Source organism: Foetidibacter luteolus (assembly GCF_009650435.1).
In the GTDB taxonomy this organism is placed as follows: Bacteria; Bacteroidota; Bacteroidia; order Chitinophagales; family Chitinophagaceae; genus Foetidibacter; species Foetidibacter luteolus.
Genome location: NZ_VVIP01000078.1, coordinates 40,415 through 58,695 on the forward strand (window position 1 = coordinate 40,415; position 18,281 = coordinate 58,695).

Annotated in this window: 16 protein-coding genes; 7 read left to right on the forward strand and 9 right to left on the reverse strand. The window is 45.6% G+C overall.

All coding sequences use genetic code 11. The features are described from left to right. Positions 1-18: 18 nt before the first annotated feature. The gene (locus F0364_RS24290) at positions 19-435 is read right to left on the reverse strand and encodes a cytochrome c maturation protein CcmE domain-containing protein (RefSeq protein WP_153800415.1); all 417 of its coding nucleotides are present in this window, start codon (positions 433-435) and stop codon (positions 19-21) included. A 414-nt stretch (positions 436-849) separates the two neighbouring features. Here F0364_RS24290 and F0364_RS24295 point away from each other — a divergent pair, with 414 nt between their 5' ends. The 4 genes from F0364_RS24295 to F0364_RS24310 all read left to right on the forward strand — a co-directional run bounded on the left by F0364_RS24295 (position 850) and on the right by F0364_RS24310 (position 4,933). Then, positions 850-1,893, forward strand: coding sequence for an agmatinase family protein (locus F0364_RS24295; RefSeq protein ID WP_153800416.1), 1,044 nt, complete (start codon positions 850-852; stop codon positions 1,891-1,893). Next, entirely contained in the window at positions 1,893-2,468 is a 576-nt protein-coding gene (locus F0364_RS24300; RefSeq protein ID WP_153800417.1) for a hypothetical protein, read from the forward strand. Before F0364_RS24295 ends, F0364_RS24300 begins: the two co-directional genes overlap by 1 nt. 201 nt (positions 2,469-2,669) lie before the next feature. Then, on the forward strand, positions 2,670-3,983 hold the full coding sequence (locus tag F0364_RS24305; protein WP_153800418.1) for a radical SAM family protein: 1,314 nt from the start codon (positions 2,670-2,672) through the stop codon (positions 3,981-3,983). Between the two features lie 41 nt (positions 3,984-4,024). Continuing rightward, positions 4,025-4,933: a DMT family transporter gene (locus F0364_RS24310; RefSeq protein WP_153800419.1), complete on the forward strand. Its 909-nt coding sequence runs from the start codon at positions 4,025-4,027 to the stop codon at positions 4,931-4,933. Between the two features lie 348 nt (positions 4,934-5,281). On the opposite strand, the gene F0364_RS24315 is transcribed toward F0364_RS24310, so the two are convergent. Then, on the reverse strand, positions 5,282-5,707 hold the full coding sequence (locus F0364_RS24315) for an Hsp20/alpha crystallin family protein (protein ID WP_153800420.1): 426 nt from the start codon (positions 5,705-5,707) through the stop codon (positions 5,282-5,284). A 230-nt stretch (positions 5,708-5,937) separates the two neighbouring features. Here F0364_RS24315 and F0364_RS24320 point away from each other — a divergent pair, with 230 nt between their 5' ends. Both F0364_RS24320 and F0364_RS24325 read left to right on the forward strand, forming a co-directional pair. Next, the gene (locus F0364_RS24320; protein ID WP_153800421.1) at positions 5,938-6,351 is read left to right on the forward strand and encodes a BrxA/BrxB family bacilliredoxin; all 414 of its coding nucleotides are present in this window, start codon (positions 5,938-5,940) and stop codon (positions 6,349-6,351) included. 183 nt (positions 6,352-6,534) lie between these two features. Beyond that, positions 6,535-7,833 (forward strand): prolipoprotein diacylglyceryl transferase, encoded by a 1,299-nt coding sequence (locus tag F0364_RS24325; RefSeq protein WP_153800422.1) that lies wholly within the window; start codon positions 6,535-6,537, stop codon positions 7,831-7,833. A 148-nt stretch (positions 7,834-7,981) separates the two neighbouring features. Here F0364_RS24325 and F0364_RS24330 read toward each other — a convergent pair whose 3' ends face one another. The 6 genes from F0364_RS24330 to F0364_RS24355 all read right to left on the reverse strand — a co-directional run bounded on the left by F0364_RS24330 (position 7,982) and on the right by F0364_RS24355 (position 15,336). Further along, positions 7,982-9,328, reverse strand: a complete 1,347-nt coding sequence (locus F0364_RS24330; RefSeq protein ID WP_153800423.1) for a D-arabinono-1,4-lactone oxidase — start codon at positions 9,326-9,328, stop codon at positions 7,982-7,984. A gap of 87 nt (positions 9,329-9,415) precedes the next feature. Beyond that, positions 9,416-10,282 (reverse strand): dTDP-4-dehydrorhamnose reductase, encoded by an 867-nt coding sequence (rfbD, locus tag F0364_RS24335; RefSeq protein ID WP_153800424.1) that lies wholly within the window; start codon positions 10,280-10,282, stop codon positions 9,416-9,418. A gap of 280 nt (positions 10,283-10,562) precedes the next feature. After that, the gene (locus F0364_RS24340; RefSeq protein WP_235921241.1) at positions 10,563-11,855 is read right to left on the reverse strand and encodes a nucleotide sugar dehydrogenase; all 1,293 of its coding nucleotides are present in this window, start codon (positions 11,853-11,855) and stop codon (positions 10,563-10,565) included. Further along, positions 11,852-12,835, reverse strand: coding sequence for a UDP-glucuronic acid decarboxylase family protein (locus tag F0364_RS24345; protein ID WP_153800425.1), 984 nt, complete (start codon positions 12,833-12,835; stop codon positions 11,852-11,854). The genes F0364_RS24340 and F0364_RS24345 overlap by 4 nt, the downstream gene beginning before the upstream one ends. A 37-nt stretch (positions 12,836-12,872) precedes the next feature. Then, positions 12,873-14,174, reverse strand: a complete 1,302-nt coding sequence (locus F0364_RS24350; protein ID WP_153800426.1) for a UDP-glucose dehydrogenase family protein — start codon at positions 14,172-14,174, stop codon at positions 12,873-12,875. A gap of 31 nt (positions 14,175-14,205) precedes the next feature. Beyond that, the gene (locus F0364_RS24355) at positions 14,206-15,336 is read right to left on the reverse strand and encodes a DegT/DnrJ/EryC1/StrS family aminotransferase (RefSeq protein ID WP_153800427.1); all 1,131 of its coding nucleotides are present in this window, start codon (positions 15,334-15,336) and stop codon (positions 14,206-14,208) included. A 952-nt stretch (positions 15,337-16,288) separates the two neighbouring features. On the opposite strand from F0364_RS24355, the gene F0364_RS24360 reads away from it, so the two are divergent. Next, on the forward strand, positions 16,289-17,554 hold the full coding sequence (locus F0364_RS24360; RefSeq protein ID WP_153800428.1) for a 3-deoxy-D-manno-octulosonic acid transferase: 1,266 nt from the start codon (positions 16,289-16,291) through the stop codon (positions 17,552-17,554). Here the strand turns inward: F0364_RS24360 and F0364_RS24365 are convergent. Next, positions 17,527-18,255, reverse strand: a complete 729-nt coding sequence (locus F0364_RS24365; protein ID WP_153800429.1) for a DUF8457 domain-containing protein — start codon at positions 18,253-18,255, stop codon at positions 17,527-17,529. The genes F0364_RS24360 and F0364_RS24365 overlap by 28 nt on opposite strands. Between the last annotated feature and the right edge of the window lie 26 nt (positions 18,256-18,281).

The following is an 18,281-nucleotide window of genomic DNA, read 5'->3' on the forward strand; positions in this document are numbered from 1 at the left end:
TCAAAACCCGTGGACTGCTTAATAAGTTTCTGTAGAAGCGTTTAGTTCTTTTTGTGCCGCTTTAATATCGTCTTTGTATTTGGAGGGACATTTTAGCAATATGTCCTTGCATTCAAACCTGCCGTCTTTTACTTTGCCGCCCAGCACCAGCCTTTCGCTTTTTTCCATATCAGTTGGTTTGCTGTTGCGGTACACTACGTCTATTGAGTTGCCCAGTGTGTCAAGGGCGGTAAAAGCGAGGTAATTGGGGTCTTTTATGGGGTCGTAAACAAAGGGTTTGCTTTTGTCAATTTTGGCCACCAGGTGTACAAATTTTCCTTCGTTTTTCCTGGCCGAAGCAATGGTGTCATAAGTTGTAACGTTACCCATGTAGCTGATTAATACGGCAATGGCCACAGCAATCAGCACAAGCGCAATAATATGGGTCTTCTTCATTATATGTTAATTTCTGCTGCAAAAGTAGGTTGCAATTATGATAATCAGGTAAATAAAGAATGGTTGAATTGTGAAAATATGTTAACGTTAAATGGCCTGCCGGTTAGGTGCGCATTCTATCCTGCGGGGAAGCCAAATAGTATTCCAGCCGCTTCATGGGCTGCGGGATTGAAGCGGATACCCCGGTGAAGGTTTGTGCCAAGGCCCTGTGCCGGAGTATGAGCGAAAAGCCCGGGACCACAGCCGCCACAACCACATACAGCCGAAAGCCCCAATGCCCCTGCCTCTTTGGTACTAAACTTGCAACACGCTTTTAAGCGTTTCGTAATGAATACTTAACGGGGCCTTAAGCACCGGTTATTTTCTTTTATAAAAATTCCGGTGTAAATTGCAGCCCCTTACAATTTTTTTTGCATGACAGATTTATCGAAGTTCGACCCCAATGCCGCAGCTAACCCCCGCAATAATATATTCGGACTTCCATTTTCAGAAGATGATTCAAGAGTGGTTCTCTTACCGGTTCCATGGGAGGTTACGGTAAGCTACAATGCAGGTACTGCCCGCAGTGCAGAGCATGTTTTTAAAGCTGGCTTGCACGTTGACATATTTGATGCCGACGTACCAGATGGCTGGAAACAAGGCTTTTACATGCGGGAGATTGACAAAAAAGTTTTACTTAAAAGCGATTACTTGCGCAAAGAAGCCGAACTGTATATTGACTATATCTCCAAGGGTGAAGAAGTAGCCGACAATAAATTCATGTGCAAAAGCATGAAAGAAATTAACGAGGGCGGCACACTTTTAAATACCTGGGTGTACCAGCAAACAACAGACCTGCTTAACCAGGATAAACTGGTGGGCATTGTTGGCGGAGACCACAGCACATCCTTAGGCTACCTGAAAGCGCTGGGTGAAAAACACGATAACTTTGGCATTTTGCATATTGATGCCCATTGCGATTTGCGCAAAGCCTATGAGGGCTTTAAATATTCTCACGCCTCGGTAATGTATAATGTGTTAGAGGAAGTACCCTCAGTAACCAAACTGGTGCAGATAGGTGTGCGTGATTATTGCGAAGAAGAATGGCAATACATCTGCAACAGCAATTACAAAATAGTCACCTATTTTGACCAGCAGATAAAAGAGCGGCAGTTGGAAGGCGAAACGTGGAAATTGATTGTTGATGAAATTGTAACACACCTGCCCGATAAAGTGTACATAAGTTTTGATGTGGATGGCCTTGACCCCAAGCTTTGCCCCAATACCGGCACGCCTGTTTTTGGCGGCTTTGAAGCAGAACAGGTACTTTATCTTTTTAAGAAAGTGGTGCTGAGCGGCCGCAGGATAATTGGTTTTGACTTGGTGGAAATAGGCGTTGGCGAAGGTTGCGAAGATGCCAACGTTGCTGCCAGGCTTTTATGGAAAATGTGTAACCTGCTGGTAAAAAGCAACAGCTAATGAGCAGCAGGGAATATGATTATATTGTTACGCTGCAAAAAACAGACCCCAGGCTCTTTGACTACCTGGGCAGGCTGATGTTGTTTTTTTCGTTTGTATCCTTTGCCTACAACGGTATTGTTTCCTCCGGCAAAACGGCCATATTTTACTTTGCACTCTGCACACTTATAGTAATCACTTTTCTTGTTTTCAGAATTATCCGCAAAGGCCCACCAGCTTTTTCAACGCCATTAATGGTTGCCGCTGTGGGCTGGTTTTACGAGCCCGGCTACTACAAATGGCTGGGTTTGCTGTTTATAGTAGCGGCCATTATGGAAAAGCAGGTTAAACTGCCCCGCGAAATTGGTGTTGACAATGAAGGCGTTACCATCAACAATTTTCCCATTAAAAGGTACGGCTGGCCACAACTGGCCAATGTGGTGCTTAAAGATGGCCTGCTTACCATTGATTATAAAAACAATAAAATTTTTCAAAGAGAGCTGGAGTCGCATGTTTCGCCCGAATTGGAACAGGAATTTAACGAGTTTTGCAGGGCAAGGCTACAGCAGGCAAAAGCGGTACAGACCGGCAGTTGATTTTTTTTTGGGGGACAAACAGTATTACTACTATGAGGCTTTACTTGTGTCACTCACTTGTACGCTTTGTCCGCTACGCAGCATTGTGACGCCGGTTTACATTTTTTTAAACATATAATTTAACAGTGGTATTTGTAGAGTAAAACAGGGACGGGATATAACTCATTCCCTACTCACCACTCACCACTCACTACTCACTACATGATCTTACAACAATCGCCATACATACTTTACTCCGACGGAAAAGGAAACATTTTTGAAGACACCAGTCTTTACACAGTAGGCCGTGCCGGCTGGGATGCATTTCCCATACCCACAGAAGAATGGATTGAACTGCCGGATGGCGGCAACCTGTACGAGTTGCCGGGCCGTAAGGGCATTGGCATAGATGTAAAAACAGGTGAAATGCGCCTTTGTGAAAAAGGCTGGGCGGTAGCGGCTTTTATACCACCTGCACATACAGGGTTGTATATTGCCGCCTACGAAACAGAAAAAGATGCGCCTACCCTGCCGCTGTTTTGTTATACTGCCGCAGGCTGGCTGGATGATAAGTTTTATGTGCCCGCTGTACGTATTGAAAAAGACATACGCCAGGAGTGCGCCGGTTACGACGCCGCCAAAATTGAAACAGGAACACAGCATTTACTACAGGCTTACCCACATAACCGGCTGGTAAAGCACCTGATGGAAAATTGCTGCATGACATATAATTGCCCGGCTGCCCGTAATTTCTCACTGGGAAGGTGGGAGTGCCCGGTACCCACTTCACCAGCCTGTAATGCCAACTGCATTGGCTGCATATCCTTTCAGCCGGAAGAAGAAACAATTGTATCTACGCAGGACAGGCTTACTTTTAAGCCAAAGGCGGAAGAAATTGTAGAGTTCACGGTTCCGCACCTGGTAAGCGCACCCTACCCCATTGTAAGCTTTGGACAAGGCTGCGAGGGAGAGCCGCTGCTGATGTGGGAAACCATTCGTGAAGCCATTATTGAAATACGTAAGCACACACCCAACGGCAGCATTAACATAAATACCAACGGCTCCAAACCCAGCGCGGTAAGAGCCCTTTGCGAAGCCGGGCTTGACAGCATAAGGGTAAGCACCAATTCCGCACGTAAATCCATATACACACCATATTATCGCCCCAACAACTACCAGTTTGAAGACATTGTGGAAAGCCTTAAAGTTGTACGCAGCTACGGCGGCTGGGCCAGCATTAACTACTTTGTTTTTCCGGGCATGACTGATACTGTGGAAGAATACGAAGCATTGAGAAAGCTGATACAGGAAACAGACCTGAGCATGATACAGTGGCGCAATTTCAACATTGACCCTGACTGGTACCTGGGCCAGATTGGCGTTACCGAAACCGGCGAAATGCTGGGCGTAAAGCAATTGATGGACCTGATTCATGAAGAGTTTACACAGGTAAAGTTTGGCTACTTTAACCCGCCGATAGAACGCATTAAAGGAAATTACGAATCGGCATTTGCGGGTGCTGAGCTGTATGCATAGCCCATATCTTTGCAGCCTCTGCGTAGAACGTAGCAAGCTGCATGGGCAAAAGAAAGTTATTCAGCAACGAGTTTAAGGGCATAGCATTGGCCATTACGGCGGTTATCGTCTGGTCCGGCAACTTCATTGTAGCAAGAGGCGTTATAAAGCATATACCTCCGGTTCGCCTCGCCTTCTTCCGCTGGGCAACGGCAATGGTTATACTTACCCCCATCGCGTACAAATCTTTTATGGCAGACAGGCAGGCGGTACTTACCAATGCCCGCTATTTTTTTCTTCCTGCGTTTTTAGGCGTTACACTATATAATACATTCCTGTATGTAGCCGGCCATACCATACCTGCCATTAACCTGGCATTGATAGCCACTACATCTTCCCCGGTATTTGCCATCATACTGGCCGCCATAATCCTGAAAGAAAAAATTAGCTGGTTAAGAATTGCTGGGCTTGTGCTTTGCATAGCAGGTATTGTACTGCTTATCAGCAAGGGCAGTTGGCAAAACCTGGCCAGGTTTCATTTCAGCACCGGGGATGTATGGGCCATAGTGGGCGCATTCACGTTTGCGGCTTACAATGTACTGGTACGCAAAAAGCCGGCAGGCATATCGCCGCTAACGTTCCTGTTTGTTGTATTTGGCCTTGGTACTATTATGCTGGTACCAGCTTTTGTGTATGAAAGAATTGTTTCCCCGCCTATTAGCTGGAACCTTAACCTGGCGCTGGTAATATTATACCTTGGCGCCGGGGCCTGCGTAATATCTTATCTGTGCTGGAACCTGGCCATTGCCAGGCTGGGTGCAGCCAGAACGGCTTTGTTCGGCAACCTGATCCCTTTGTTCAGCACGGCGGAAGCCATCCTGATTCTCCATGAACGCTTTTTAACTATTCACCTGTTTAGTGGCCTGCTTGTTATTGCGGGTTTGATAATTGCCAATTACAGGAGAAAATAATAAACAATTAATTAAAAGTGATTTACTCTAAACATTTATTAATTAATGTATTAAATTGATTAAAACCGGAAAATCGGATTGTAAAATCCGGGATGCAATAATTACTGCATAAAACTATTTTAAGCCCAGGTTCATATCTGCGCAACTATTGAAAGGGATGGCCGCAATAGCGCCAGGGATTGAAGCGGCTACCCCGCTGAAGGCTTGTGTGCTGGCCCTGCGGCGGAGTAATAGCGAAAAGCCCGGTGCCTTTGGAAGGCGCCCTATAAAATCTACCTATAACACAAAAAGGTCCCGCATGAAAATGCAGGACCGTCAAATCAAAACCAACTGCTTATGAAAAATCGTTTACTGAATAGTGATTTCTTTTGGTAATACTTTCACTTCTTCTTTTTTGGGAAGCAACAGTTTCAACACACCATTTTCGTATTTAGCCTGTATGCCTTCCACGTTAATATTATCTTCAACTGTAAAACTGCGCTTAAAGCTGGTTACGTTAAACTCTTTGCGATGGGTTTTATAATCCTTGTTTTCAGTTTCGCTTTTCTTTTCGTAACTAATGGTTAACAAGCCTTTCTCCAGGTTTACTTTGAAATCTTCTTTACTTAAAGCAGGGGCTACCAACTCTAAATGATAAGCTTCATTTGTTTCATGAACGTTTACAGGAGGAGTGCTCCAGCCAGCTTCCTTACCCCAGGCTGTAGTGGGAAAATTGCCAAAGAACTCATCGAACAGGTTGTCAAGATTTCTGTAGTTGCGTTTTACGAGTGTCATAACTTATTCAATTTTTAGGTTTGTAAATATTTGCAGAGCATAATTCAAACCCTGTACCATGCCATTTTCCAGGTATAAAATCCGAAATTTTGTCTTTGCAGCGTGTCCGCAAAAGACAAAAAGTCATATATTCGCAAAGTTAAATGCCAAAAAGTCAACTTATAAGCGGTTACGTTGAATGCTGATTTGACTTATTTTTGTAATCTCAAATTTTAAAAAGAGGAGAAAAGATGTATCCAGCAGAAATAGTGATGCCGATGAAGGCAGAGTTAACAGAAAATGGCTTTGATGAATTGCTTACACCTAATGAAGTAGATACGGCACTGGCAAAAGAAGGCACTACACTGGTGGTGGTTAATTCGGTTTGCGGTTGTGCGGCAGGCGCAGCAAGACCGGGGGTAGTAATGGCGGTTAACAACTCGCCCAAGCGCCCAGACCATTTAACTACCGCATTCGCAGGTTTTGACACAGAGGCTGTACAGAAAGTAAGGGAGCACCTGTTGCCTTATCCTCCTTCATCCCCGGCAATTGCATTGTTTAAAGATGGCCAACTGGTGCATATTGTAGAACGCCACCAGATAGAAGGCCGTCCGGCACATATAATAGCCAACAACCTTATTGCTGCTTTTGACCAGCATTGCTAAGCAGTTAAAATTATCCATGCGGGCAGCTTTGCCAATGGATGGGTTAGTAAATATAACCTCCTTATTCCTGGGGAGGTTATTTTTTTGCGCTTCAACGCCAAAAAACAGGCAAACTAAATAGCCGGTACACCAACTATAAACTGTTTTGTATATCATTGCAAACCATAATGCCAAAAACATTTCATGTATCCCAATCTCTACTATTTATTCAAAGATTTATTCGGAATAAGCCTGCCTGCCTTAAAAATAGTTAACAGCTTTGGCTTTTTTGTGGCTGTATCTTTTCTTATATCCGCATGGGTACTGGTAAAGGAGCTTAGACGCAAACAGGCAGAAGGGTTATTAACTTATTCCGATTCAGTAGTTACGGTGGGGGAGCCCGCAAGTGCGGGAGAAATGTTGCTGAACTTTATATTAGGGTTTATACTGGGCTACAAAATACTGGGGGTTTTTATTATTAAGGGGGCGTTGGATAATCCGCAGGCATTTATCTTTTCCGGCAGGGGCAGCCTGCCTGCAGCCCTGGTGCTGGGCGGCTTGTTCGCCTGGTTAAAATGGAGAGAAAAAAACAAAGTAAAACTTGCCAAGCCAGAAAAAAGGACCATACGGTTGTGGCCAAGCGACAGGGTTGGAGATGTGGTGATTATTGCCGCAGCCTCGGGCTTTATTGGCGCCAAAATTTTTGACAACCTGGAAAACTGGGACAGGTTTATCCAAAACCCCGTTGGCAACCTGCTATCGCCCAGCGGCCTTACCTACTACGGCGGCTTAATATGCGCCACCATTGCTTTGGGCTATTACTTTAAAAAACATAAGATACCCTATGTACATATCTGCGATGCGGCAGCACCAGTGCTATTGCTGGCTTATGGACTGGGAAGAATAGGTTGCCAGGTTGCCGGAGATGGCGACTGGGGTATTGTTAACAGTGCCTACGTAAGCGATGCTGCGGGTAAAGTATCACCTGCCGCACCCGGGCAGTTCCAGGCTGCTTTGCAGTCAAATACCACATTCTATCTTCAGCAATTCGGGTCTGTTAATAATGTACACCATAAACCATTTTCCGGTTTTGCAGGCCTGCCAGACTGGTTTTTTGCCTACACTTATCCCAACAATGTAAACGGCGAAGGTGTTGCCATACCTGGGTGCGATTGGGGCGAATATTGCAACCGCCTTCCGTTACCTGTATACCCAACGCCATTGTATGAAATTATTATGTGCCTGCTGCTTTTCGCACTGGTTTGGGCCTTGCGTAAAAAAATAAAAGTGCCAGGCCGCATATTTGCCGTTTACCTTATACTAAACGGGCTGGAAAGGTTTTTTATCGAGAAAATAAGGGTCAATACTACCTATAACCTTTTTGGCTTTCACCCCACACAGGCTGAAATCATATCTACGCTGCTTGTTGTAGCCGGCATCGCTTTATATGCGTATGCGCCCAAAATAAAAACCCCGGTTTACGAAAGCCTGGAATCAAAATAGTGCGGTTTATTTTTAAGACAGTTTAGACAAAATTTCAGGGCGTGCCCCAGGGGTCGGGCTTTTCGCTATTACTCCGCCACAGTGCCGGGCTGCGAGGGCTTCAGCGGGGTAGCCGCTTCAATCCCTCACGCAGGCATAGGCTGGCTTATCAGCTTCCGTAAATGTTTTTGCTCAGGAAGTCGTTTCTAAATTTCCCCGTGGGGTCATACTCTTTCGCCAGTTGAATAAAATCACCATAGCGCTCGTACAAAGACTTTAGCCGGGCATTGGGAATGGAGAACAGCTTACCCCAATGCGGTTTTACATTAAACGGCGACAGCTCTTTTTCAATTATGGGCAACAGCTTGCTAACCGCATCCCACTCCTGCTTCCACGTAAAATGTATGGCCACGCTGTCTTGTTTATAGCAAGGGCTCATCCACAAATCATCAGCGGCAATAGTACGTATTTCCGATATGAACAAATGCGGCCCCACCTGTTTGCCCAAGCGGGCTATAGCCTGTATGGCTTCAACCGCATGGCGGCGCGGCACAAAAAATTCAGACTGCAACTCCTTACCGCTGCTGGGCGTAAAGCCCATTTTAAAATGCGGCATGCGTTCGTACCAGGGGCCCGGTATGCCTAACTGTTCAGTACAATGCTCTGCAGAAAGTTCAGCAATTGGGTGCAGGTTTTTTGAAGCTGCAATCGCACCAAAAAATTCGGCTTCTTTGTTAAATGGGGCGCCAGGCTCTGCCTTGCTTTTAATCCATACCTCGTTAATGCTGTCGCTTTGCCAATCTGTAAAAAGGCTAACACTGTAACCTGCTGATTCAATTTCCTCAAAATGATCCTTAAGCTCGCTCATGGGCAACCGCTCATACACTACCTGACGCATGGCAAAGTTGGGCTGCAGGTTAAGGGTAACTTTCGAGATAAAACCCAAAGCGCCCAGCGATACCACCGCACCGGCAAACTTATCGCCATCTTTTTGTCTTGACAGTTGCACAACATCGCCCGAAGCTGTTACCAATTCCAAAGCAGCCACGGCTGTTGCCAGGTTCCCGTTTTTATCCCCTGAACCATGCGTGGCGGTGGCGCAGGCCCCAGCTATGGATATATGCGGCAAAGAAGCAAGGTTATGCAGGGCAAACCCATTACTTTCAAGATACGGGCATAGCTGCCCGTACTTTATCCCGGCGCCCACTGTTACCGTGGCGGCTTGTTTATCCAGTTCTATTACCTTATCAAATTTTCCAGAAGATACAAGCTGATGGGTGCTGTCTGCAATGCCGTTGAAGCAATGCCGGGTGCCCAACGCCTTCATTTTGCTGTACTTCTTTACCAAGGCCTTTAGCTGCTCCAATGTCTCAGGAGTATCCAGGTTGGTAGTACTGTATTCGTAATTACCGGCCCAGTTTCTTAGTTTTTCTTTTTGGCTGAAACTTATCATAGGCGAAAACATAGCCCCTGTTACCAGGGCTGAAGATAATTTTACAAAGGTTCGTTTGTGCATGTTTCATACGGCTTTGCACTAAAGCTACATGATGGGCCGGAAAATTTCAAAACTAATATAATTATGAGTGAGCAGGTGTAAATAGCTTTAAGCTTTCAGCAATTCCCTCAAACAAAGCTCCAGGCTTTGCTGCCAGGGTTTGTCTGCAAGGTTATACTGGCCGTGGATTTTAGTGGTATCCATCGCGGAATAAGCAGGACGCTTTGCCGGTGTAGGATAAGCTGTTGTAGGTATGGGCAGCACATTGCTGTTTAGCTGCGCCTTATCCCGTATGGCAACGGCAAAGTCGTACCAGGAAATGATACCCGCATTGCTGTAATGATAAACACCAGCAACAAAGCTGCCTGATTTGATGACGGCCATGATTGCATCAGCGAGATCGAAGGCGTAAGTTGGCGAGCCAAGTTGGTCGCTTACAACGCGTATTTCCGGCCTTTCTTTCATTAACCGCAGCATGGTTTTTACGAAGTTATTACCATAATAACTGTACACCCAGGAAGTGCGGATGATGACTGTTTGAGGGTTGTTTTCCAAAGCCAGTTTTTCCCCAATCCACTTGGAGTAACCATAATAGTTTACCGGTTCTGCAGGATGGTTAACCGGGTATGGCGCTGTGCCCTGTCCATTGAACACGTAATCCGTTGAAATATGAATAAGCTTTGTATTGTACTGTTTGCAAAGCATGGCTATTGCGCCTACCGTTTCGCCATTTACTTTGTACGCATTTTCCTGGTCGCTTTCGGCTTTATCTACAGCAGTGTAAGCAGCACAGTTAACAAAGTATGCAGGCTGGTATTTTTCAAAAGCAGCAGTTAAAGCATGAGGATTGGAAAGGTCTGCCTCTTCCCTGCCGAGAAAGACAAAATGATAATCCTCAAAGTTGGGGGTAATGGTTTGCAGCGCATGACCAAGCTGGCCATTTTTACCGGTAACAAGTATGACAGGTTTGCTCATGTAATAAGTTTTAAGTTAACATTCCCCGCCTTCGACAAGCTCAGGCTGACAATGCCTTCGACAGGCTCAGGCTGACAATGCCGACAACAAGCCTTCGACAGGCCCAGGCTTGACAGCACCAGGCAAATGGAAGAGATAAGGATAGTAAATAATTACGCTGTTGCACTTTGCGCCAGGGATAGAAGCGGAAAGCCCGCAACCACCGGAGCCTTAGCGGAGGTGGTGAGGACTTGCAGCGGATAGCCCGGCCCGCAGGGGGCGCCATAATAATTTCTTCTCCTCACAAACTCCAGTAAGCCCTTTTTGAAATTTTGTTCCTGTATATGCCCTTAAGATCGGCTATTAAGCCATGCTCTTTGGTAATGGCGGCAAAATAAGCATCGCCCAGGTGGCAAAACTCGTCGTGAGAAACCGCGATGATTACCGCGTCGTAGTTATCACCCGGTTTTTCCACCAGTTCAAAACCGTACTCATGCTTTACATCGGCACTGCAGGCATTGGGGTCGTACACTTCAACATTAAGATAGTAAGACTCCAGGTTTTCCACCACATCAGCCACTTTTGAGTTGCGTATATCTGTAACGTTTTCTTTAAACGTGGCGCCGAGTACCAGTATCCTGGCCTCTTTTATGTTGCCGTTGTATTTAATGATGTGCTGCAATACTTTTTTGGCCACATAATTACCCATGGCATCGTTTACATGCCTGCCCGCAAGTACCACCCTTGATATATAGCCCAACTCAGAAGCCTTGTAGGTAAGGTAATATGGGTCAACACCAATGCAGTGGCCACCAACGAGACCGGGATAAAATCGGAGAAAGTTCCATTTGGTGCCAGCGGCTTCCAATACTTCGGAAGTGCTGATGTTCATTTTATCGAAAATAATGGACAGCTCATTCATCAGGGCGATGTTCAAATCACGCTGGGTATTCTCAATTACTTTGGCTGCTTCGGCCACTTTTATGGAGGAAGCTTTGAACACACCGGCCTTTACCACAAGGGAATACACTTTTGCTATCTGTTCCGCAGCCTCTTCGTCGCTGCCGGAGACTACTTTTACCACATTTTCAAGCGTGTGTTTTTTATCGCCGGGGTTTATTCTTTCGGGCGAATACCCTACCTTAAAATCAATACCAGCTTTTAAGCCACTCAGTTTTTCAATAACGGGTACACAATCTTCCTCGGTACAACCGGGGTAAACCGTGGACTCGAAAACCACATAATCGCCAGGCTTTATTACCTGCCCAACAGTTTTGGATGCCTTTAAAAGCAATGAGATATCGGGAACTTTGTGCTCATCTACCGGGGTAGGAACAGCAACAATGTAGAAGGAAGCCTCTTTAAGGGCGTTAACGGATGATGTGAAAATGATGTCGGCATTTTCAAAATCGGATGCGGATAGTTCTCTGGAAGGGTCGGTAGCCTGCTGCATCAGCTTTATCCTTTCTTCGTTGATATCAAAACCAACTACCGGAATTTTTTTGGCGAAAGCCAATGCAACAGGTAAACCAACATAACCCAGACCCAGCACTGCGAGCCTGGATTGCCTGTTAATTAAAGCAGAAGATATCATTTATTACTTTGAAATTCTTTTGGCTGCTTTTGCAGTTCTTCTTTGGGTAAGGATTTAAAATATTCATAGGTTATGCGAAGACCGTCTGCACGGGAAACTTTAGGTTCCCATCCTAAAATTTCTTTAGCCTTTGTAATGTTTGGCTGGCGCTGCTTGGGATCATCCACCGGCAGCGGTTTGTAGCTGATTTTTACAGAAGAGCCAGTAAGTTTAAGCACTTCCTCAGCAAATTCCTTCAATGTTATTTCCACCGGGTTGCCAACATTTACCGGCTTGGCGTAATCGCTCATCAGCAAACGGTAAATGCCTTCCACCAGGTCGTCAACATAACAAAAACTGCGTGTTTGGCTGCCATCTCCAAATACGGTAAGGTCTTCTCCCCTTAAAGCCTGGCCAATGAACGCTGGTAAGGCGCGGCCGTCGTTGAGCCTCATGCGGGGGCCGTAAGTGTTAAAGATACGCACAATACGCGTTTCAACACCGTGAAAAGTATGATAGGCCATGGTAATGGCTTCCTGGAAGCGTTTTGCTTCGTCGTACACACCACGTGGACCTACCGGGTTTACATTACCCCAGTATTCTTCTGTCTGCGGGTGTACAAGTGGATCGCCATATACTTCGCTGGTGGATGCAACCAATATCCTGGCGCCTTTTGCTTTGGCCAGGCCAAGGCAATTGTGGGTACCCAGCGAACCAACCTTAAGCGTTTGGATAGGTATTTTAAGATAGTCTATCGGGCTTGCAGGGGATGCGAAATGCAGGATATAATCCAGCGGGCCCGGCACATGGATAAACTTGGAAACATCGTGGTGATAAAACTCAAAATCTTCCAGCTTAAAGAGGTGTTCGATATTCTTAAGATCGCCGGTTATCAGGTTATCCATGCCTATTACGTGGTAACCTTCCTTTATAAAACGGTCGCACAGGTGAGAGCCAAGAAACCCTGCTGCGCCTGTTATCAATACTCGTTTTTTTGCCATTGGCTTTTCTGATTTGGAAGTTTAGTGTTTATGAAGATTAGGGCCTGCCTATGCTTACGTAATGGTAACCCATACCACGAACACGCTCTGCATCAAATACATTACGGCCATCGAAAATAACTTTTGACTTAAGCAGCTTGGATATTTTTTCAAAATCCGGTGTCCTGAATTCATTCCATTCGGTAGCAATGATCAATGCATCGGCATTTTGAAGCGCCGAATACTGGTCATGCGCATACGCCACTTTATAACCCAGCAGTTTCTGCACATTCTTCATTGCTTCGGGGTCAAAAGTGCTGATGCTGGCGCCGGCCTGCGTTAATGCATCAATCATATACAAAGCCGGGGCTTCGCGTATGTCATCTGTATTAGGCTTGAAAGCAAGTCCCCACAGTGCAAAATGTTTTCCTTTCAAATCGCCACCAAAGAATTCCGCTATTTTCGGAAACAGGTGCAGCTTTTGAGCTTCATTCACCGCTTCAACAGCATGCAATATTTTAAAGTCGTAGTCGTGCTCAACAGAAGATTTAATGAGGGCCTTTACATCTTTAGGAAAGCAGCTACCACCATAGCCAATACCAGGGAAAAGAAAACGCCTGCCAATACGCTCATCGCTGCCGATACCACGGCGTACCATATCCACGTCAGCACCTACCCTTTCGCAAAGCTGGGCAATCTCGTTCATAAACGAAATTTTGGTAGCCAGGAAAGAATTAGCGGCGTACTTGGTAAGTTCGGCTGACTTCTCATCCATAAAGATGATGGGGTTACCCTGGCGTACATAAGGCGCGTAAAGGTCGTTCATTACTTTACGGGCCCTTTCAGAGGTAGTACCGATTACCACACGGTCGGGCTTCATAAAGTCGTCAACGGCAACACCTTCACGCAAAAATTCCGGGTTGCTGATTACATCAAACTCACCGGTATAGTTTTCACGTACTTTGGCAGCTACTTTTTCTGCAGTGCCCACCGGAACGGTGCTTTTATCAATCAGGATTTTATAATCAGTAAGCAGTTTGCCTATTTGTTCAGAAACGCCGAGGATATAGCTTAAATCGGCGCTTCCATCTTCACCCGGAGGGGTTGGAAGGGCAAGAAAAATAACTTCAGCATCTTTAATGCCTTCAGCGAGGTTAGTAGTGAAAGAAAGACGCCCTTCTTTCAGGTTCCTGGAAAAGAGTTTTTCGAGGCCGGGTTCAAAAATGGTGATTTCTCCATTTGACAGTTTAGCAACTTTCTCCGCATCAATGTCCACACACGTTACATAATTGCCTGTTTCAGAAAAACAGGTACCGGTTACCAATCCTACATAACCCGTACCTACTACAGCGATTTTCATGTGCTTTTTGTTTTAGTTTTAGTTTTAGATTTTAAGAGTTGATATATTCCAATACAGATGAGGCAATAAACTCTAATTGCTCATCTTCAAGTTCAGTATGCATTGGCAAGGAAATCACCCTATCTGTAAGCCAGTCTGTAGCCGGCAATTGATAAGCAGAGGCATTATAGGTATGGAACATCTTCTGTTTGTGCCCTGGCACAGGATAATAGATCATTGAAGGAATGTTACGGGACGCAAGAAACTGGTTAAGTCCATCCCGGTTAGCGCCGTGCAATATTAAGGTATATTGGTGAAAAACATGCAAAGAATTTTGACTACGTACCGGTACCTGTATTTTAGGATTTCCGGCAAAAGCAGCGTCATAATAGTCGGCAGCCTTTCTGCGGGCGGCTATATAACTATCCAGTTCGGCCAGTTTTATTTGTAAAATGGCGGCCTGCAAAGTATCCAGCCTGGAGTTACAGCCCACCATATCGTGGTAATACCTTTTGCTTTGCCCATGATTGGCAATCATGCGCATTTTAGCGGCAAGCTCATCATTATCAGTAAATAACGCCCCGCCATCCCCATAACAGCCCAGGTTTTTAGACGGGAAGAACGAAGTGCTGCCAATGGTACCGATAGTGCCCGTTTTTTTGGCAATGCCATTGCTGAAAGTATACTCAGCGCCAATGGCCTGTGCATTGTCTTCTATCACAAACAAATCATGCTCTTCAGCTATCTGCATAATGGCTTCCATATTACACGGCTGCCCATACAAGTGTACCGGAACAATGGCTTTTGTTTTAGGGGTAATGGCTTTTTTAATGGCTTCGGGATCTATGCAGAAAGTGTCTTTGTCAACCTCAACAAATACCGGGGTAAGATTTAATAAAGCCACCACTTCTGTTGTGGCTATATAGGTAAAAGAAGGTGTTATTACCTCATCGCCCGGTTTAAGCTCCAGCGCCATCATGGCAATCTGCAGGGCATCGGTACCGTTGGCACAGGGTATTACATGTTTAACCCCAAGGTAAAAAGAAAGCGCATCAGCAAATTCCTGCACGGGCTTGCCATTAATAAAGGCTGAGCTTTCCAGCACATCCAGCACCGCATTGTCTATTTCCCGCTTAATCTTATGATACTGGCTCTTTAAATCTACCATCTGGATGGGCTTCATATTTCCTTTTTTAACGGCGCAAAACTAAGGCAAAAAACTGTGCCAGTTTTAAGTTTGAAAATTGAAGCGGCAGCCTGGCCTCCCCGGATAGCGTATCGTAATACGGTCATTTGTATAAATATGTTTTGGGGCTATCACCGGCAGCAACATTTTGCAACAGCAGTACCGGCTTTTCACTGCAACTCCGCCACAAGACCGTCCGCACATCACCCTCAGCGGGGTTTTCGTTTCAATCCGGCAGCCATTAGGCGATAGGATTGCTATTGGGCTTTGCCTGGTAATCATACATCACGCAGTTTCTCATCACCCCGTTTTACATATCGCACCTACGGCGCTCTTTGCAAACCGGTTCTTTTCTTATCTACTAACATGACGCTTCTAAGAGGCTTTGGTTGTTCCATGTTCTTTTGTTCAACGTTCAATGGAAGCCTGAAAGGCTTTACTTACAATAGCCCCGATTGTAAACCGGGGTTACTTGCAATGTAGCAATCCAACCCTGCAAGGGTTGAACGCTTGTGTATATTCAACCCCTGCGGGGGTTGTTAAACTGTTACTTTTTTTGACCACGGGTTTCACCCGTGGCTATTGTTATTAATGCCCTTCGGGCAAACGGCAACCGATAATACAACATTACTTCTTCAAGACACCATATCAACAGTATGGCAACCAGCAACTGGTAAACTGTTTATGAGCTTCTGCACTTCATTATTCAAACAAATTATAAGCCTTTTAAACTTCAACAGACCGGCAACCTGCAACTGGTAACCGGTATCGGGCTGTCGGGTGAGGGATTGCAGCGGAAAGCCCACAGCCACGAGGAACGAGTGGCGAGGACTTGCAGCGGAAAGCCCGGCCCCTTGCGTAGCTTGGGGACACCCCCTAAAACTATTGGCATAAAATAAGTACCTGTAGTTCATTTGCCTGCATTTCTATACTTTCACGCACAATCTGTATGGGAAAAGTTTTATACCACATATTCATTACCCTGTATCCGTTGCTGGCCAGGCTGGCCGCGTTGTTTAACAGCAAAGCCCGCAAATGGGTTACAGGCCGCAAGGATATTATGAATACAATAGCAGAAGCGGTTAAGCCTTTAGATGCGGGAACTGTATGGGTGCATTGCTCATCCCTGGGTGAATTTGAGCAGGGCCGCCCGCTGCTGGAGAAAATAAAAACGCTGCACCCCCAGTATAAAATTATACTTACCTTCTTCTCCCCTTCCGGCTACGAGGTGCAGAAAAAATACAGCAAGGCCGATTATATTTTTTACCTGCCTATGGATTCGCCGGCCAACGCCGCAAGGTTTTACGATATCATACGGCCATCGCTGGTGATATTTGTTAAGTACGAATTCTGGAACTACTTTTTAAAAGAAGCCCATAAAAGAAAAATACCCCTGCTGCTGGTGTCGGGCATTTTTAGAAAAAGCCAGCCTTTTTTTGCCTGGTATGGAGGTTTCTACAGGCAAATGCTGCAGTACTTCAGTTTTTTGTTTGTACAAAATGAAGCATCCCTGCAGTTGCTTGAAGGCATAGGCATTACGCATGCATCCATTAGTGGCGATACCCGTTTTGACCGTGTGCTTGAAATAGCAGCCACGCATAAAAACATAGATGGCATAGAAGATTTTTGCGAGGGCAAAACCGTAATTGTTGCCGGCAGTACCTGGACGGAAGACGACGAGGAGCTTGACCACTACGCCAATACGCACCGCGATTACCGCTTCATTATAGCGCCGCACGATATAACCGAAGAGCGCCTGAAAGAGTGCGATGCCCTGTATAAGTATTCCATACGTTACTCCACCTACCTGCAGTTGCTGAAAAGCGGTATACCTACGCAGGAAGTAAATACGTTGATTATAGACAACATTGGCCTGCTTGGCTATTTATACCGTTATGGCAAGGTTTGCTTTGTTGGCGGTGGTTTTGGCGGCGATGGTGTGCACAACGTACTTGAACCGGCTGTGTACGGGCGGCCTGTATTATTCGGGCCCGTGTACGATAAATTTTTTGAAGCTGTTGAATTGCTTGACGCTGAAGGCGCTTTTACCGTGGAGGGCGCACTGGAACTGGAGAAGCAACTGGACATTTTGCTAAGTGATGCCACTGCTTATAAAAAAGCCTGCGGTAATGCAGGCAATTATGTAAAAAATAAATCAGGCGCTACCGCCACCATAGTTAATTATATTCAGGAAAAGCGCCTTCTTACCAATTGATCGAATAGCCTTACCGAATCGCTGGAATCGTTCCAGCCAAGCTTTACTTTCAGTTCACGTTGAATCCAGTATTCCGCCTCGGCCAATATGTTAAACGAATTGATGGTTTTTATGCTGCGTTCATACATGGTTTCATCGCCGCGAAAGAGGTCGTTTACAAACAGGTACCTGTCATTAATGCCGATGGCTTTTTTAAGGTCGCGGATGGGCGATTCATTTAATACAGAAGCCAGTTCAATCTTCTCTACCCTAAGCCTTTCATTCAGGCTTTCTTCACGAACGGCCATTACTTCATTCAGTTCAAATACTTCTTTATCCTGGTGGGCCAGTGTGGGCACTTCTTTTACAGGATCAAACGCCCATGAATAGTAATCTTTTTGTTTAACTTCTTCTTCTTTTGCTGGTATGGCAGGGGCGGTTACTTCTTTTTTTACTTCTGCGGCGGCAACGGGCGGTGGTGGCTCTACGCTAATTTCGATAGGTTTAGAAGGCGGCGCTGGTACGGCTGAATCTCCATTAACAGGCTTTTGAACGTTTACAGAGGGAAGGATAACAGCCACTTTTCTTGATTGAGATGCAGCCTTATCCTGTTGCTGAAGCTCTGCCAGCAACATTTGAGCTGCAACCAGCAATTTGGATGGCTCTGCATGTTGGCCATGCAATTCATTTAACCGTTCTATTAATGCGCCCACTCTTTCCATGGGAAATAATACATTTGGGAGTTAGT

Bases quoted from the DNA above. Each gene is read 5' to 3' on its own strand.
- F0364_RS24290 (WP_153800415.1), bottom strand. From the start codon at position 435: ATGAAGAAGACCCATATTATTGCGCTTGTGCTGATTGCTGTGGCCATT.
- F0364_RS24295 (WP_153800416.1), top strand. From the start codon at position 850: ATGACAGATTTATCGAAGTTCGACCCCAATGCCGCAGCTAACCCCCGC.
- F0364_RS24300 (WP_153800417.1), top strand. From the start codon at position 1,893: ATGAGCAGCAGGGAATATGATTATATTGTTACGCTGCAAAAAACAGAC.
- F0364_RS24305 (WP_153800418.1), top strand. From the start codon at position 2,670: ATGATCTTACAACAATCGCCATACATACTTTACTCCGACGGAAAAGGA.
- F0364_RS24310 (WP_153800419.1), top strand. From the start codon at position 4,025: ATGGGCAAAAGAAAGTTATTCAGCAACGAGTTTAAGGGCATAGCATTG.
- F0364_RS24315 (WP_153800420.1), bottom strand. From the start codon at position 5,707: ATGACACTCGTAAAACGCAACTACAGAAATCTTGACAACCTGTTCGAT.
- F0364_RS24320 (WP_153800421.1), top strand. From the start codon at position 5,938: ATGTATCCAGCAGAAATAGTGATGCCGATGAAGGCAGAGTTAACAGAA.
- F0364_RS24325 (WP_153800422.1), top strand. From the start codon at position 6,535: ATGTATCCCAATCTCTACTATTTATTCAAAGATTTATTCGGAATAAGC.
- F0364_RS24330 (WP_153800423.1), bottom strand. From the start codon at position 9,328: ATGCACAAACGAACCTTTGTAAAATTATCTTCAGCCCTGGTAACAGGG.
- rfbD (WP_153800424.1), bottom strand. From the start codon at position 10,282: ATGAGCAAACCTGTCATACTTGTTACCGGTAAAAATGGCCAGCTTGGT.
- F0364_RS24340 (WP_235921241.1), bottom strand. From the start codon at position 11,855: ATGATATCTTCTGCTTTAATTAACAGGCAATCCAGGCTCGCAGTGCTG.
- F0364_RS24345 (WP_153800425.1), bottom strand. From the start codon at position 12,835: ATGGCAAAAAAACGAGTATTGATAACAGGCGCAGCAGGGTTTCTTGGC.
- F0364_RS24350 (WP_153800426.1), bottom strand. From the start codon at position 14,174: ATGAAAATCGCTGTAGTAGGTACGGGTTATGTAGGATTGGTAACCGGT.
- F0364_RS24355 (WP_153800427.1), bottom strand. From the start codon at position 15,336: ATGAAGCCCATCCAGATGGTAGATTTAAAGAGCCAGTATCATAAGATT.
- F0364_RS24360 (WP_153800428.1), top strand. From the start codon at position 16,289: ATGGGAAAAGTTTTATACCACATATTCATTACCCTGTATCCGTTGCTG.
- F0364_RS24365 (WP_153800429.1), bottom strand. From the start codon at position 18,255: ATGGAAAGAGTGGGCGCATTAATAGAACGGTTAAATGAATTGCATGGC.